Annotated in this window: 10 protein-coding genes and 4 tRNA genes; 13 read left to right on the top strand and 1 reads right to left on the bottom strand. The window is 46.4% G+C overall.

The window, feature by feature from the left end; all coding sequences use genetic code 11:
- The first annotated feature begins 54 nt into the window (after positions 1-54).
- Positions 55-891 (top strand): Mrp/NBP35 family ATP-binding protein, encoded by an 837-nt coding sequence (locus AC04Q4_RS07945; protein ID WP_173738812.1) that lies wholly within the window; start codon positions 55-57, stop codon positions 889-891.
- A 164-nt stretch (positions 892-1,055) separates the two neighbouring features.
- On the opposite strand, the gene AC04Q4_RS07940 is transcribed toward AC04Q4_RS07945, so the two are convergent.
- On the bottom strand, positions 1,056-1,925 hold the full coding sequence (locus tag AC04Q4_RS07940; RefSeq protein ID WP_173738811.1) for a LysR family transcriptional regulator: 870 nt from the start codon (positions 1,923-1,925) through the stop codon (positions 1,056-1,058).
- Positions 1,926-2,078: 153 nt separating this feature from the next.
- Here AC04Q4_RS07940 and AC04Q4_RS07935 point away from each other — a divergent pair, with 153 nt between their 5' ends.
- The 12 genes from AC04Q4_RS07935 to AC04Q4_RS07880 all read left to right on the top strand — a co-directional run bounded on the left by AC04Q4_RS07935 (position 2,079) and on the right by AC04Q4_RS07880 (position 16,148).
- Positions 2,079-5,834 (top strand): phosphoribosylformylglycinamidine synthase, encoded by a 3,756-nt coding sequence (locus tag AC04Q4_RS07935; protein WP_476388823.1) that lies wholly within the window; start codon positions 2,079-2,081, stop codon positions 5,832-5,834.
- Between the two features lie 193 nt (positions 5,835-6,027).
- Positions 6,028-6,100, top strand: a tRNA-Val gene (locus tag AC04Q4_RS07930).
- Positions 6,101-6,116: 16 nt separating this feature from the next.
- Positions 6,117-6,190: transfer RNA gene (locus tag AC04Q4_RS07925), tRNA-Met, on the top strand.
- Between the two features lie 7 nt (positions 6,191-6,197).
- A tRNA-Val gene (locus AC04Q4_RS07920) sits at positions 6,198-6,270 on the top strand.
- A gap of 16 nt (positions 6,271-6,286) precedes the next feature.
- Positions 6,287-6,360, top strand: a tRNA-Met gene (locus AC04Q4_RS07915).
- A gap of 182 nt (positions 6,361-6,542) precedes the next feature.
- Complete coding sequence (locus tag AC04Q4_RS07910; RefSeq protein ID WP_173737417.1) at positions 6,543-7,508, top strand: diacylglycerol/lipid kinase family protein; 966 nt, start codon at positions 6,543-6,545, stop codon at positions 7,506-7,508.
- A gap of 93 nt (positions 7,509-7,601) precedes the next feature.
- A complete protein-coding gene (locus AC04Q4_RS07905; protein ID WP_476388822.1) occupies positions 7,602-9,719 on the top strand; it encodes a glutamine synthetase III domain-containing protein in 2,118 nt (705 codons plus the stop codon).
- Between the two features lie 165 nt (positions 9,720-9,884).
- A complete protein-coding gene (locus tag AC04Q4_RS07900; RefSeq protein WP_118062113.1) occupies positions 9,885-10,802 on the top strand; it encodes an AAA family ATPase in 918 nt (305 codons plus the stop codon).
- Positions 10,795-12,594, top strand: a complete 1,800-nt coding sequence (locus AC04Q4_RS07895; protein ID WP_476388821.1) for a vWA domain-containing protein — start codon at positions 10,795-10,797, stop codon at positions 12,592-12,594. The genes AC04Q4_RS07900 and AC04Q4_RS07895 overlap by 8 nt, the downstream gene beginning before the upstream one ends.
- Before the next feature lie 218 nt (positions 12,595-12,812).
- A complete protein-coding gene (locus AC04Q4_RS07890; RefSeq protein WP_476388820.1) occupies positions 12,813-14,711 on the top strand; it encodes an OPT family oligopeptide transporter in 1,899 nt (632 codons plus the stop codon).
- Positions 14,711-15,085, top strand: coding sequence for a PqqD family peptide modification chaperone (locus tag AC04Q4_RS07885; protein ID WP_476388819.1), 375 nt, complete (start codon positions 14,711-14,713; stop codon positions 15,083-15,085). The genes AC04Q4_RS07890 and AC04Q4_RS07885 overlap by 1 nt, the downstream gene beginning before the upstream one ends.
- 193 nt (positions 15,086-15,278) lie before the next feature.
- Positions 15,279-16,148, top strand: coding sequence for a YitT family protein (locus tag AC04Q4_RS07880; protein ID WP_476388818.1), 870 nt, complete (start codon positions 15,279-15,281; stop codon positions 16,146-16,148).
- Positions 16,149-16,151: the final 3 nt, after the last annotated feature.

Raw genomic sequence — 16,151 nt, 5'->3', positions numbered from 1 at the left:
AGATACAGAAAGTTCTGCATCTGTGCAAATAAAAAGAAATGAGAGGAACCTATTATGGCAAAAGAGTGCAGTAATTCATCCTGCAACAAATCAAGCTGTGAGGGATGCGGACAGAAACAGCCGCAGAGCCTTATGGCAGAAGCGAATGTTTTTTCTGATGTGAAGCATGTAATCGGAGTAGTAAGCGGAAAAGGTGGCGTTGGTAAATCCTTCGTTACAGGATCCCTGGCAAATCTGATGGCATCTAAAGGTTACAAGGTCGGCATCATGGATGCAGATATCACAGGTCCGTCCATCCCGAAGATGTATGGCATCAGGGAGAATGCACAGGGCAGCGACAACGGCATTTATCCGATCCCGACAGCTAACGGAATCGAGGTTATGTCTGTAAACCTTCTTCTTCCGGATGAGGAGACACCGGTAATCTGGAGAGGACCGGTAGTTGCAAACATGGTAAAACAGTTCTGGACAGATGTTATATGGGGAGAGCTTGACTATCTCTTCGTAGATATGCCGCCAGGAACAGGAGATGTTCCGCTGACTGTATTCCAGTCCCTTCCAATCGAGGGTGTTGTGATCGTAACTTCTCCGCAGGATCTGGTACGTATGATCGTTAAGAAAGCGTACAATATGGCAGATATGATGAAAATCCCGGTTCTGGGAATCGTGGAGAACTATAGCTATGTGAAATGTCCGGACTGCGGAAAAGAGCTCAAGGTTTTTGGCGAGAGCCATATCGACGAGATCGCTGCAGAGCTTAATGTTCCGGTACTTGGAAAAATGCCAATCGATGTGAAGCTTGCAGAGCTTGCAGACAGCGGCCTGTTCAGCAAGATCGAGAATGAGTATATCACTGCTGCAGCAGATGTAATGCCTAAAAATGAGGCATAAGAAATAATTAATAACAGAAAAAGACCATCGGAATCCGGTTCAGTGAGGAGTGATCGCGAACATCCTTCTGTCAGGTTCCGGTGGCCTTTTTGGTTTTGATATGTTTACAGTAACAGCAGACATTTTAGTTTTCTGCCAGACAGATATGAGGAGCCTCCATGATTTCAGAAGTATTTCAGGAAGCACTGGGCAGCCTGGGAGAGCTGGAGAGCTTCATGATGAGCGATCACTGCGCTTCGTGCAGGAAGCGGGTTTTTAAGATCAACAGGTTCCAGCCCCGGGCGGTTTTTAAGCATGTAATCCGGAATGCAGGCGATGCCAAGGCCGATCTCGGCAAGGTCGATCAGAAGGTCATTGCTGTTAAGCTCAACTTCAGGCAGAAGCTTCAGTCCCTGTGCAGCAAAAACCTGATGGAGGTATTCGCTTGTAGTACTCTTAGGTGCAAGCATCAGGATCGGATAATTCAGAAGCGCTTCCAGTGAGAGCGGCTTTCGTCCCATGGAAAAATAATCCGGGTTTGCCACAAAGATATCGCGGAATTCCAGCACAGTCTGAAGCTTGGTGTGGGAAGAAAGCCTGGAGTTCGGATAGTTGGTAACGATCAGTTCAGCCTGGCCGTTCTCCAGAAGTTCGGCGCATCCGATGGAAGTGCTGTTGATGATCTTGATCCGTACATCAGGGTGATCCTTGTGGAACCTGCGAAGATACGGAATCAGGAAGTAGCGGCATAAGGTATCGCTGGCACCGATGCGAAGCTGACCTGTGAGATTGCCTTCTCCGGAAAGAGCTGCCTCGCCTTCATTGAGCATGGAAAGAGCCGGCTTTACATGCTGGAGAAGAAGTTCTCCTTCAGGGGTGAGGATCACTCTCTTGGTGCTTCTTACAAAAAGAGTATGTCCCAGTTTTTTCTCAAGATTTTTGACTGCCTGGCTGACAGCCGACTGGGAAATAAAGAGCTGCCTGGAAGCCTCGGAAAAGCTTAAGGTTGTAGCTACATAGTAAAATACTTTGTACAGTTCAAGATTGATATCCATATGTAAAAATCCTCCGCTTATAAATGATATAAGATATATTAATTTTACTAATGATATTTCCTATGATACTATATTTTCAGCAGAAAAGAAAGTGCGAAATGCTTTCTGCACGTTTACTATCCTTATTATCGGATATAGAGAAAGGAGCCTTCTATGAGCAACGTAAGACGTGTGTATGTAGAAAAGAAATCTGCCTTTGCAGTAAAAGCAAGGGAACTGAAACATGAGATCAAACATTATCTTGGAATCAGCACTGTGACAGCAGTCCGTGAGCTGATCCGTTATGACGTGGAGAACATCTCCGATGAAGTATTTGAGAAAGCCTGCAAAACTGTATTTGCAGAGCCGCCTGTAGACGATCTGTACAATGAGAATTTTGATGTGGCAGAGGGCGCACATGTATTTTCCGTAGAATTCCTTCCCGGACAATTCGATCAGAGAGCTGATTCCGCTGTACAGTGCGTACAGTTCCTGGATGAGAATGCAGCACCGATCATCCGTTCCGCAACTACATATGTAATTGAAGGAAGTATTACAGATGAAGAATTTGAGGCGATCAAGCATCACTGTATCAACCCGGTAGATTCCCGTGAGACAGGACTTGAAAAGCCGGAGACTCTGGTCAGTGTATTCCCTGACCCGGATGATGTGAAGATTTTTGACGGCTTCAAGGATATGGCTGAGGCTGATCTGAAAGAATTGTATTCTTCCCTGAACCTTGCCATGACATTCAAGGATTTCCAGCACATCCAGAATTATTTTAATAAAGAAGAGAAACGTGATCCGTCCATGACAGAAATCCGTGTTCTTGATACATATTGGTCTGACCATTGCCGTCATACCACCTTTTCAACAGAGCTTACAAGCGTGAAGTTTGATGAGGGCGACTACAAGACTCCGATCGAGAAAACCTATGAAGAATATCTGGACACACATAAGAACATGTACAAGGGCCGTGACGACAAGTTTGTATGCCTGATGGATCTTGCCCTTATGGCAATGAAGAAACTGAAAGCAGAAGGCAAGCTTGCAGATCAGGAAGAATCTGATGAGATCAATGCCTGCAGTATCGTGGTGCCGGTGGACGTGGACGGAAAAGAAGAAGAGTGGCTGATTAACTTCAAGAATGAGACACATAACCATCCGACAGAGATCGAGCCTTTCGGTGGTGCTGCAACCTGCCTTGGCGGTGCGATCCGTGACCCGCTTTCCGGACGTACCTATGTATATCAGGCTATGCGTGTAACTGGTGCAGCAGATCCTACTGTATCCGTAAAGGAAACTCTGAAGGGTAAGCTTCCGCAGAAGAAACTTGTCCGCAGCGCAGCCCACGGCTACAGCTCCTACGGAAACCAGATCGGTCTTGCAACCGGTGCTGTAAAAGAAATCTATCATCCGGACTACGTTGCAAAACGTATGGAGATCGGTGCAGTTATGGGTGCTGCTCCGAGACGTGCGGTTATCCGTGAAAACTCCGATCCGGGAGACATCATTATCCTTCTTGGCGGACGTACCGGCCGTGACGGTATCGGCGGTGCAACCGGTTCCTCCAAGGTACATACAGAGGCTTCCATCGAAGTCTGCGGCGCAGAGGTGCAGAAAGGTAACGCACCGACAGAGCGTAAGATCCAGAGAATGTTCCGCAGAGAAGAAGTAAGCCATATCATCAAGAAATGTAACGACTTCGGTGCAGGCGGTGTTTCCGTTGCCATCGGCGAGCTGGCACCGGGACTTCAGATCGACCTTGACAAGGTTCCGAAGAAATACGCAGGTCTTGACGGAACTGAGATCGCTATCTCCGAATCCCAGGAGCGTATGGCTGTTGTAGTTGACCCGAAAGATGTAGATACTTTCCTGAAATTTGCAAATGAAGAGAATCTTGAGGCTGTTCCTGTTGCAGTTGTAACTGAGGAGCCACGCCTTGTCCTTAACTGGAGAGGAAAAGAAATCGTAAATATCTCCCGTGCATTCCTGGATACCAACGGTGCACATCAGGAGACTTCCGTTGAGGTTGAGATTCCGTCCAAAGAAGGAAACCTCTTTGAGAAACGTCCGGATGTGACAGACGTTAAGAAGAAATGGATGGACACTCTGGCTGACCTGAATGTATGCTCACAGAAAGGTCTTGTTGAGATGTTCGACGGTTCCATCGGAGCGGGCAGTGTATTTATGCCTCACGGCGGTAAATATCAGCTGACAGAGACACAGTCCATGGTTGCAAAGGTTCCGGTACAGAACGGAAAAACCGAGACTGTCACTATGATGAGCTATGGCTTTGATCCATATCTTTCCTCCTGGAGCCCATATCATGGAGCAGCTTATGCAGTAACAGAGTCTGTTGCAAAGATTGTTGCAACAGGTGGTGATTATAAGAAGATCCGTTTCACATTCCAGGAATACTTCCGTCGTATGACAGAGGATCCGAAGAGATGGAGCCAGCCGTTCTCCGCACTGCTTGGTGCTTATGCGGCACAGATCGGCTTCGGTCTTCCTTCCATCGGCGGTAAGGATAGTATGTCAGGAACCTTCAATGATATCGATGTTCCTCCGACACTGGTATCTTTCGCAGTGGATGTTGCAAAAGTGAAAGACGTTATCACACCGGAGCTTAAGAAAGCAGGAAGCAAGCTTGTATGGCTCCGCGCGCCGAAGGATGCGTATGACCTTCCGGATTATCCGGCTCTTATGGAGCAGTATGATAAATTACATCAGGATATCCAGGCAGGCCGTGTGATTTCTGCATATGCACTTGACCGCCACGGAATTGCAGCAGCAGTGAGCAAGATGGCATTTGGTAACGGCATGGGTGTAAAAATCGAGCATAACCTTGATCCAAGAGATTTCTTTGCCCCGGCATTCGGAGATATCATCTGTGAGGTTCCGGATGGAAAAGTCGGTGAGCTTGCTATTACCTATACTGTGATTGGTGAGGTTACGGATGATGCGAAGTTCTCCTACAGTGATACAGAGATCACTCTGAAAGAGGCACTTTCAACATGGGAAGGAACTCTGGAGAGCGTATTTAAGACTGCAGCAGGAACCGAAGAGGTCAAGGCTGATGACGGTTCCCTTTACAAAGCAGACAGCATCTATGTATGCAAACATAAAGTTGCAAAACCGCGTGTATTTATCCCTGTATTCCCCGGAACAAACTGCGAGTACGACAGTACCCGTGCATTTGAGAGAGCAGGAGCTGAGGTTGATGTCAAGGTATTCAAGAATCTTACTGCAGAAGATATCCATGATTCTGTGGAAATCTTTGAGAAAGCCATCAGCCAGGCACAGATGATCATGTTCCCTGGCGGATTCTCAGCAGGTGATGAGCCGGACGGATCTGCGAAATTCTTTGCTACTGCATTCCAGAATGAGAAGATCAAAGAGGCTGTTATGAAGTTACTCAATGAGCGTGACGGTCTTGCACTTGGTATCTGTAACGGATTCCAGGCTCTTATCAAACTTGGACTTGTACCATACGGTGAGATCTGTGGACAGAAAGAGGATTCTCCGACACTGACATACAACACCATCGGACGTCACGTATCCAGGATGGTTTATACTAAGGTTGTCAGCAACAAGTCTCCATGGCTTCAGAAAGCACAGCTTGGTGGAATTTACTGTAACCCGGCTTCCCATGGTGAGGGACGTTTTGTTGCCAATGATGAGTGGCTGAAGAAACTGAAAGAAAACGGACAGATTGCAACAGAGTATGTACCTGTGGATGAGACAGGATATGAGGGAGAGTTCAACGTAAACGGCTCTTATATGAACATCGAAGGTATCACAAGCCCGGATGGACGTGTTCTCGGAAAGATGGCACACAGCGAGCGTCGTGATGCAGGTGTTGCTGTCAATATTTACGGAGAGCAGGATATCAGGATCTTTGAGTCCGGTGTGGAATACTTTAGATAATATCAGGATTGTGTGAGCTGCATGCAGTGGCAGGGGATTTCAGACCTCCCTGCCACTGTAAAAATACAAAAAAGCATATATTTTTTAAAAAATTAAAAAAAGTGAAAAAAACTGTTGACACAAGTCATAAATCATTATATAATAGCAAAGCGAGTTGCGGAACGGAAGAGTTCATAAGACGAGCGACTGTTATGGGATCTTAGCTCAGCTGGGAGAGCATCTGCCTTACAAGCAGAGGGTCATAGGTTCGAGCCCTATAGGTCCCATGTTACAAAAAGATATGGCGAGATAGCTCAGTTGGCTAGAGCACACGGTTCATACCCGTGGTGTCGAGGGTTCGAATCCCCCTCTCGCTACTTATATGGGATCTTAGCTCAGCTGGGAGAGCATCTGCCTTACAAGCAGAGGGTCATAGGTTCGAGCCCTATAGGTCCCATGTTACAAAAGAATATGGCGAGATAGCTCAGTTGGCTAGAGCACACGGTTCATACCCGTGGTGTCGAGGGTTCGAATCCCCCTCTCGCTACTTAACAAAAGGTCTGAAGATTCAATTCTAATTGGGTTTTCGGACTTTTTTTGTTACCATGATTTTCGGATATCTGTGGTAAGACCAGATGTGAAAAGTTAAGATTGACATTTTACATCGTTTTTTTTATCATAGTAAAAGAATAGACATAACGAATCATTTCGGGAAATGAGGATTGGATAATGAAAAAAAGAATGCTTTTTGTTTTCAACCCCAAAGCAGGAAAAGGAAGGATCAAGACGCATCTGCTGGACATTGTGGATATCTTTAACAAAGGTGGATATGAAGTGATCATCCGTGCCACGCAGGGACCGAAGGATGCTTATGAACAGGTGAAGGAATATGCAGATCAGGTGGATCTGATCGCCTGCAGCGGCGGTGACGGTACACTTGATGAGGTGGTTACCGGAATCGTGGAAGTAGGCAGCCAGACACCCATCGGTTATATTCCGGCAGGAAGCACCAATGATTTTGCCAACAGTCTGTTTATGCCGAAGAGTATGACTGCAGCTGCATCCATGATCATGGAGGAGCAGATCTATCACTGTGATATCGGTAAATTTAATAACCAGACATTTGCCTATGTGGCTGCGTTTGGGCTGTTTACCAATGTTTCCTATGAGACTGATCAGGATCTGAAGAATATCCTGGGACATGTTGCCTATGTGCTGGAAGGAATGAAACAGCTTTTTGAGGTGAAATCCTATCATCTGAAAGTAACCTCCGATGAGCTGACTGTGGAGAATGATTTTATTTATGGTATGATCAGCAATTCCAGATCCGTAGGAGGCTTTAAGAATCTTACAGGTAAGAATGTGGATATGAATGACGGACTGTTTGAGGTGACACTGATTACAAATCCGAAGAATCCTCTGGAGCTTCAGGAGATCATGACAGCCCTTCTCACAGCAGAGGATAATACAGATCTGATCTATTCTTTTAAGTCTGCCCATGTTGTGATCGAGTCTGAAGAGGCTGTTCCGTGGACGCTGGACGGAGAATTCGGAGGAGACCAGACTCATGTGGAGATTGATAATCTTCATGAGGCCATGAACCTTTATCTCACCAGCAATAAGAATCAGAAAAAAGGCCGGCTGAACCAGAAGCTGCAGGAGATCAAGGAAATCACCCAGAACAGCGAAGAATGATCCGGGTATCCGGAGACAGGGTGATCCTACAGATGTGAAAACGTCTTTCCCCATAAGAAAGACTGGATATACAGGAACGAAAAGGAGGAAGAAATGGAAGATTATATCAATGTAAAGGAAATCTTTGGCTGCGATGTATTTAACGATTCTGTTATGCAGGACCGTCTGCCGAAGAAGGTATACCGGGAACTGAAAAAGACAATAGAAGAGGGCAAGGAACTGTCCATGGAGATCGCTGATGTGGTTGCACATGAGATGAAGGAATGGGCTATTGAGAAAGGTGCTACACATTACTGCCACTGGTTCCAGCCGCTGACAGGCGTTACAGCTGAGAAGCATGACGCATTTGTCACAGCACCAAGAGAGGACGGCAAGGTACTCTTAAGCTTTTCCGGCAAGGAGCTGATCAAGGGTGAGCCGGATGCGTCTTCCTTCCCGTCTGGAGGACTCCGTGCAACATTCGAGGCAAGGGGTTATACAACATGGGATTGTACATCACCTGCCTTTGTACGTCATGATGCAGCAGGCGGTATTTTATGTATCCCGACTGCATTCTGTTCCTATACAGGGGAGGCACTTGACCAGAAAACTCCGCTTCTCCGTTCCATGGAAGCGGTTAATACACAGGCACTTCGCCTTCTTCGCCTTTTCGGAAATACAACTTCCAAAAAAGTAACTCCTTCCGTTGGAGCTGAGCAGGAATATTTCCTGGTTGACAAGCAGAAATGGCTCCAGAGAAAAGATCTGATTTACACAGGAAGAACTCTTTTCGGTGCCATGCCTCCTAAGGGACAGGAGATGGATGACCATTATTTTGGAACTATCCGTCAGAGAATCTCCGCATATATGAAAGAAGTCAACGAGGAGTGCTGGAAACTGGGTGTAACAGCCAAGACACAGCATAATGAGGTAGCACCTGCACAGCATGAGCTGGCACCGATCTATGCACCGGTAAATATTGCGGCAGATCACAATCAGATCATGATGCGTATCCTCAAAAAAGTTGCCAGCCGTCATGGTATGCGCTGCCTGCTTCATGAGAAACCGTTTGCAGGAGTTAACGGTTCCGGTAAACACAATAACTGGTCCCTGACAACAGATGACGGGATCAACCTTCTTGAGCCGGGAAAAACTCCTCATGAGAATATCCAGTTCCTTCTTGTTCTCACCTGTATCCTGAAAGCGGTTGATGAGCATGCAGATCTTCTGAGAGAATCAGCAGCAGACGTTGGAAATGATGAACGTCTCGGAGGAAATGAGGCACCGCCGGCAGTTATCTCCGTATTCCTTGGCGAGCAGCTTCAGGATGTGCTGGAGCAGCTGATCAGCACAGGCACAGCAACACACAGTAAGAAAGGCGAGATACTTGACACTGGTGTTAAGACATTGCCTGACTTTATGAAAGATGCAACAGACCGAAACAGAACATCACCGTTTGCGTTTACCGGAAATAAATTCGAGTTCCGTATGGTCGGTTCCCGTGATTCCATTTCCGAGTGCAATGTTGTGCTGAATACCATTGCAGCAGAAGTATTCCGTGATGCATGTGACCGCCTTGAAGCAGCAGAAGATTTTGATATCGCAGTACATGACCTGATTAAAGAGTATGCAACTGAGCACCAGAAAATTGTATTCAATGGAAACGGATATGCTCCTGAGTGGGAAGAAGAAGCCAGAAGACGTGGTCTTCCGATCCTTCCGTCCATGGTAGATGCAATCCCTGCACTGACAACAGACAAGGCTGTGAAGCTTTTTGAGTCCTTTAATGTATTCACAAGAGCAGAGCTTGAGTCCAGGGCAGAGATCCAGTATGAGGGTTATGCAAAGGCTATCAACATTGAGGCCAAGACTATGATCGATATTGCAACCAAACAGATTATTCCGGCAGTGATCCGCTACACAACTGTTCTTGCAGAATCCATCAACTCTGTAAAAGCAGTAAGCGCATCACTTGATGTCAGCGTACAGACAAGTCTCCTTGAGAATGCTTCCGCACTTCTTGCCCAGACCAAAGAAGCTATGGATGCACTTTCCAAACTGGTTGCTGAGGCAGATGCACATGAAGAAGGACGCGACCGTGCGGTATTCTTCAGAGAGTGTGTTGTACCGGCAATGAAAGCTTTAAGAAAACCGGTTGATGAGCTTGAGATGATCGTAGATAAAGATATGTGGCCGATGCCATCTTACGGCGATCTGATCTTTGAGGTATGATCGGCTGAATAAAATATAAGAAATAAGAGATGTTCCCTGAATGCAGAGGCATCTTTGAAAGCAAATGACGGGATGGATGTAAGATCTGTCCCGTTTTTTACCTGGCGGAGAGAGAAGCTGTAAGGCTTTTATCCGCTTGAATCAGATTCAGGAGTAAATATATATATGAAAGAATTAGAATTTTTAAAAGAACAGAACGTTTCCGAAGACCTGATCCACGGTGTCGAGGAATTCCGGAAAAACTATGGCGTGGATGAGGCAGTACAGGGAAGAGTTACCAGACCGTCCATTCCGTTCTATGGAAAAGAGATCCTGGAAATGGCCATCGCAGGTCTTCTGGAGGGGGAAAATCTCCTCCTTGCAGGTCCGAAAGCCACCGGAAAAAATATCCTGGCCGAAAATCTGGCTTATGCTTTTGGCCGCCCGATCTATAATGTATCGTTTCATGTCAACACAAACAGCGGGGATCTCATCGGAACGGACACGTTTGTAAACAATGAAGTATGCCTCCGGAAGGGCAGCATCTATCAGTGCGCCGAGTACGGTGGTTTCGGTATCCTGGATGAGATCAACATGGCAAAGAACGATGCGGTCTCAGTCCTTCACGCAACGCTGGACTACCGCCGTTCCATTGATGTTCCCGGATATGACAGGATCGATCTCCATCCGGCGGCACGTTTTATCGGAACCATGAATTATGGATATGCAGGAACAAAAGAGCTGAACGAAGCCCTTGTTTCCCGTTTTCTGGTGATCGATATGCCGGCCCAGACAGAGGAAACACTTGGATTTATTTTTAATAAGATGTTCCCGGAAGCAAAAGAAAAAGCAGTGGAACAGTTTATAGGCGTTTTTATGGACCTTCAGAAAAAATCTGTAAACAGTGAGATTTCCACAAAATCCCTGGATCTCCGCGGCCTTCTGGCTGCCATGAAAATCGTCCGCGCGGGACTTTCTCCCCTGGCTGCAGTGCAGATGGGAGTGGTGAACAAAACCTTCGATATTTTTGAAAAAGAGATCGTGGACGATGTAGTCCGTACAAGGATCCCGGAAGAGTGGACAAAGGACGATGTCTATGCGTAAAGATCTGACAGAAGAACTTTCTATTGAAGATTACAAACTGGATCTGGAAAACCGCATCCGGAATCTTCTCTGGACGGTCAGTGGAGATTACACCCTGGAAGTAAAGCCGGATGTATCCCTGTTTCTCCGCTCCAAAGAGATCGCACTTTACGACGGGATCAAACAGGGCGCTTTTGCCAGATATTTTGACAAAAACCTTCTTGGCCTTTACCTTGTGAAAAAGATCTATCTGGATGCGTCGGAGGCGGAACTTACCGGGCTGACACAGCTTTGCATCGAGGCAGCAGTGGGAACGCGGATCTGCGAAGAACGCCCGGGCGTGCGCCGTATGCGGAAAAAAGCACTGGAAGATATCCTGGATCAGGAATATGAGACCCTGCCTTCCTATGATAAACTGCTGGATCGGCTGAAAGTCGCGGTATTCCGTGACGTTCTTGCAGGAAGTGTGCAACCTGTGGAGAAAAAACTTTCCGCATTCCGGGATCAGATCTATGCCTGTGCAGAAACCGGAGATACCATGGAACTGATCCGGATCATTGACAGGCTTTATAATACAGTGATCGATCCGGATTTTGAGAAGAAAAACGGTTCTCTGGATCGGGTAATGGCAGTGACGCTTGAGGAACTGACGGAATTCGGCTGGGAAGACTATCTCAACGAAGAGATGTATGAGGATGCCCTGGAAAACTATGTGGAAAAGATTACGGACCGGATGACAGAACTTGAGGATTCTTCCCTTACTGAAGATATGGAGGAAAAGCGCAAGGTAAAAAACAAGATCACAGTGGTTTCCGAGGAGGCACTTAAGAAAGCCCACACCTATGTGGAACTGAACTTTGGAAGAAGTTATCTTTCACCGGCAGAAGAAAAAAGAATGAATTATCTGATGTGCCGGGGGATTCACGGGGACTGTATGTTATATTTTACCGAAGGGATCCTGAAAAATCCGGTCCGGGACAATTACCAGTACCAGTATGCCAAACGTCTCCGTAATAAGAACATATGGGTCTATCATGACAAGCACAGGATTGCGAAACGGAATATTTCCATGCTGACGGAACTTCTGAAAAAAGCACTGGTGATCCGAAGTGAAAACCAGGAAGTCCTCTCAGACCGGGGAAGCATCGTTCCTTCCAGGCTGTGGCGTGTAGGAAGAAGCAGCGAGGCGAATCTTTTTAAACGGATCCTCCGTGGGGATAATACGGATTTTGTGGTAGATGTGCTGATCGATGCCAGCGGTTCCCAGATGAGCCGACAGGGAGATGTGGCGTTGCAGGCCTATATGATCAGTTCTGCCTTAAGTAATGTGGACATCCCCCACCGGGTTATGAGTTACTGTACATTCTGGGATCATACCATCCTGCACAGGTTTCGGGAGTATGAGGATCCGGTCGCGGCAGATGATGATATTTTCAATTATGTGACTTCATCTAACAACCGCGACGGGCTTGCCATAAAAGCAGTGGGATACGGCCTTTTACAGAGAGAAGAGGAGAAAAAGATCCTGATCATCTTAAGTGACGGCCGTCCTTATGATGTGATCATAAACCGTCCCAATGCAAAAAATCCGGCACCTTATCAGGGAAAATATGCTATTGCGGATACCGCAACAGAAGTGCGCCGCCTCCGCAGCCAGGGGGTCAGTGTTCTGGGAGTATTTGCGGGAGAAGAGAAGGACCTTGCAGCGGAAAAGAAGATCTTTGGAAAGGATTTTGCCTATATCCGGGATATCGGAAATTTTTCCAAGATCGTAGGACGATATCTGACAAAACAGCTGGAGGCGGACAACTGAAAAAAAAAAGCATTTTTTTAAAAATATATAATATTCAATTGAAAGGAATGAGGTCACTATGTTAGCATAAAAGCTGCATAGTGACCAATTATTTGCTTATAATTATACATAAAATTGTAAATTATATATAATATCTCAGATATAATTCCTTGCAAAATACTGCGGAATTTGATATACTATATGACGTTACTAATTTACTAGATAAAGGGAGAGGAAATATGAACAAAAACACAGAGTTCAAACCTTACATTCCTGCGGAGAAAGTCACTCCGGAGCTCACAGTTACATCTGTGATCATGGGATGTATCCTTGCTGTCATCTTCGGTGCAGCCAATGCTTACCTTGGCCTTCGTGTTGGTATGACAGTATCTGCCTCCATTCCGGCGGCAGTTATCTCCATGGGTGTTATCCGCGTGATTCTTCGTAGAAACTCCATTCTGGAGAGCAATATGGTCCAGACCATCGGCTCAGCCGGTGAGTCTCTTGCAGCAGGTGCTATCTTCACCATGCCTGCACTGTTCCTCTGGGCAGAGGAAGGACTTTCAGACAAGCCAGGCATCGTTGAGATCACTCTGATCGCACTTTGCGGTGGTATCCTTGGTGTACTTTTCATGGTACCCCTTCGTAATGCCCTCATTGTTAAAGAGCATGCAACTCTTCTCTATCCGGAAGGAACTGCCTGTGCAGACGTTCTTCTTGCCGGTGAGGAAGGAGGAGCCAATGCTTCCACAGTATTCTCCGGTATGGGACTTGCTGCCATCTTCAAATTTGTTGTTGATGGACTGAAGCTTCTTCCGGCAGATGTTTCAGCAGCATTTAAATCCTTCAAGGGTGAGATCGGTATGGAGGTTTATCCTGCACTTCTTGGTGTTGGTTATATCGTAGGACCGAAGATCGCATCATACATGTTTACAGGTTCTCTTATTGGCTGGATGGTCATCATCCCGCTGATCTGCCTGTTCGGACCTGACACATGGATGTACCCGGCAGCAGAGGGAACAACCATTTCCCAGCTTTACGCAAACGGCGGAGCAGCAGCAATCTGGTCTACTTATGTTAAGTATATTGGTGCAGGTGCCATCGCAACAGGTGGTATCATTTCTCTGATCAAATCCCTGCCGCTGATCGTTACAACCTTCCGTGACTCCATGAAGAGCATGAAGGGAAGCAAGAACACAAGCACAGAGAGAACAGCACAGGATCTTCCGATGCAGTTCATCCTTCTCGGTGTTGTTGCAATGGTATTTATCATCTGGATCGTTCCGGCAATCCCGGTAACTCTTCTTGGCGCAGCGATCATCGTAGTTTTTGGATTCTTCTTTGCAACAGTATCCTCCCGTATGGTAGGTCTTGTAGGAAGCTCCAACAACCCGGTTTCCGGTATGGCTATCGCTACTCTTCTGATCGCTACATTTGCGATCAAGAGCTCCGGTAAAACAGGTATCGACGGAATGACAGCAGCGATCGCTGTTGGTTCTGTTATCTGTATCATCGCAGCAATCGCAGGTGATACCTCTCAGGACCTTAAGACAGGATACCTTCTTGGTGCTACACCTAAGAAACAGCAGATGGGCGAGATGCTCGGTGTTGTTGTTTCAGGTCTTGCTATTGGCGGTGTTCTGTATCTTCTGAATGCAGCATGGGGCTACGGTACAGCAGAGATTCCTGCTCCGCAGGCTCAGCTTATGAAGATGATCGTTGAGGGAATCATGGGTGGAAACCTTCCATGGGGACTTGTATTTGTAGGTGTATTCCTTGCAATCTGCCTTGAGATCCTCCGTATCCCGGTAATGCCTTTCGCAATCGGTCTTTACCTTCCGATCTATCTGAACGCAACTATCATGATCGGTGGTATCGTTCGTGGATTACTTGACCGCAGAAAAGGCGTTGACGAAAAAACCAAGACAGCTCAGGCCACAGATGGTACCCTGTACTGTGCTGGTATGATCGCCGGCGAGGGTCTTGTTGGAATTCTTCTTGCGATCTTTGCAGTTGTCGGTATCAGTCTTGATATGTCCGGCGTTGTAAGCCTTGGAAATATCGGCGGTGTTGTGCTGATGATCATCATGATCCTGTCACTGCTTAAATTCTCTATCTGGAGAAAGAAGAAAGCCTGATGAGAAAAAACAAAAAGGATAAGAAACAGGATATTAATTATCTTGATCTGATCCCGGAAACAAACCAGTCGATCCGGTGGCACCGGGACCTGAAGCAGCGGATCATTCTTGAAATTGAGAATAAGGGTATGTTCAATACCATCGCGCAGAAGGTTTTTGGCAAGCCCAGGTTTTCCAAGGTTCATCTTGATGAAATGGGAACTTTTATCTGGCCGGAAATCGATGGAACAAAAACCGTGCAGGATATTGCCCTGCTGGTGAAAGAACATTTCGGAGATAAGGCAGAACCGCTTTATCCGAGAATCGTAAAATACTTTCAGATAATGGAAAGCTATGAGTTTGTCCATTTTATAAATAAGAAGACAGATAAGTAGCATTGAGAACGGGAACGGACGCAGAATAGTGTACGTGCCCGTTCTTTTTATGACACATCAGTACGGGAAACTGATGCAGTTGTCATATGATACTGCAGCGTTATGAAAATTTTGGCAGTGGAATGTATATATTTGGGAAACATTTCATGGCAGATTTTCAGAAACTGCTGTGAAAAAATGAAAGGAGCACTTTATGAGTCTTGCGAAAAAAAAGAACTGGTATCTGGATTATCTTCTGATCATAGCCGGAACCGGGCTGATGGCACTTGCCATCAACTCAGTGTTTGATGCAACCGGGCTGGTAACAGGCGGCTTTTCCGGTATTTCGATTCTGGTGAAGCACTGGACCGGTGGGATCATAGATGGCGGGGTTCCGCTGTGGCTTACCAATATCACGCTGAACATCCCGCTGTTTTTTCTGGGATGGCGGATCAAAGGATTTTCCTTTGTAAAAAAAGCTCTGGTCGGTGAGATATCCCTCTCAACCTGGCTTGCCATTCAGCCAGTGTGGAATATAGCGGGAGATGACCTTCTTCTGGCGGCTGTATACGGTGGAGTGATACTGGGAATCGGCATAGGAATGGTATTCCTTGGACAGGGAACCACAGGTGGAACGGATATGATGGCAGCGCTGATCCAGAAATATATGCGTCATTATTCCATTGCACAGATCATGCAGTTTATTGATGGCCTTGTTGTAATTGTGGGTATGTATGTGTTTGGCATCCAGCGTGCTCTGTATGCCATCATTGCAGTTTATCTGGTAACAAAAGTATCCGACAGCCTGATCGAAGGTCTGAAGTTTTCCAAGCAGACATTTATCATTACGGAGAAGCCGGATGAGGTGGCAAAGGTCATTATGGAAGACCTGGATCGTGGGGCAACCGGAATCTGTGGCAAGGGTATGTACTCCGGCCAGGAGAAAACCATCATCTTCTGTGTGGTAAATAAGAAAGAAATCGTGAAGCTGAAAGAGCTGGTGGATGATATTGATCCCGATGCTTTTGTGATTGTTTCCGATGCAAGAGAGGTTCACGGAGAAGGCTTTATAGAGAAAAATTAGGCG

The sequence above is a fragment of the Blautia sp. HA8986 genome (assembly GCF_056504635.1).
Note: the sequence above shows the minus strand (reverse complement) of the source record. Positions and strands in the feature narration are given on the sequence as shown.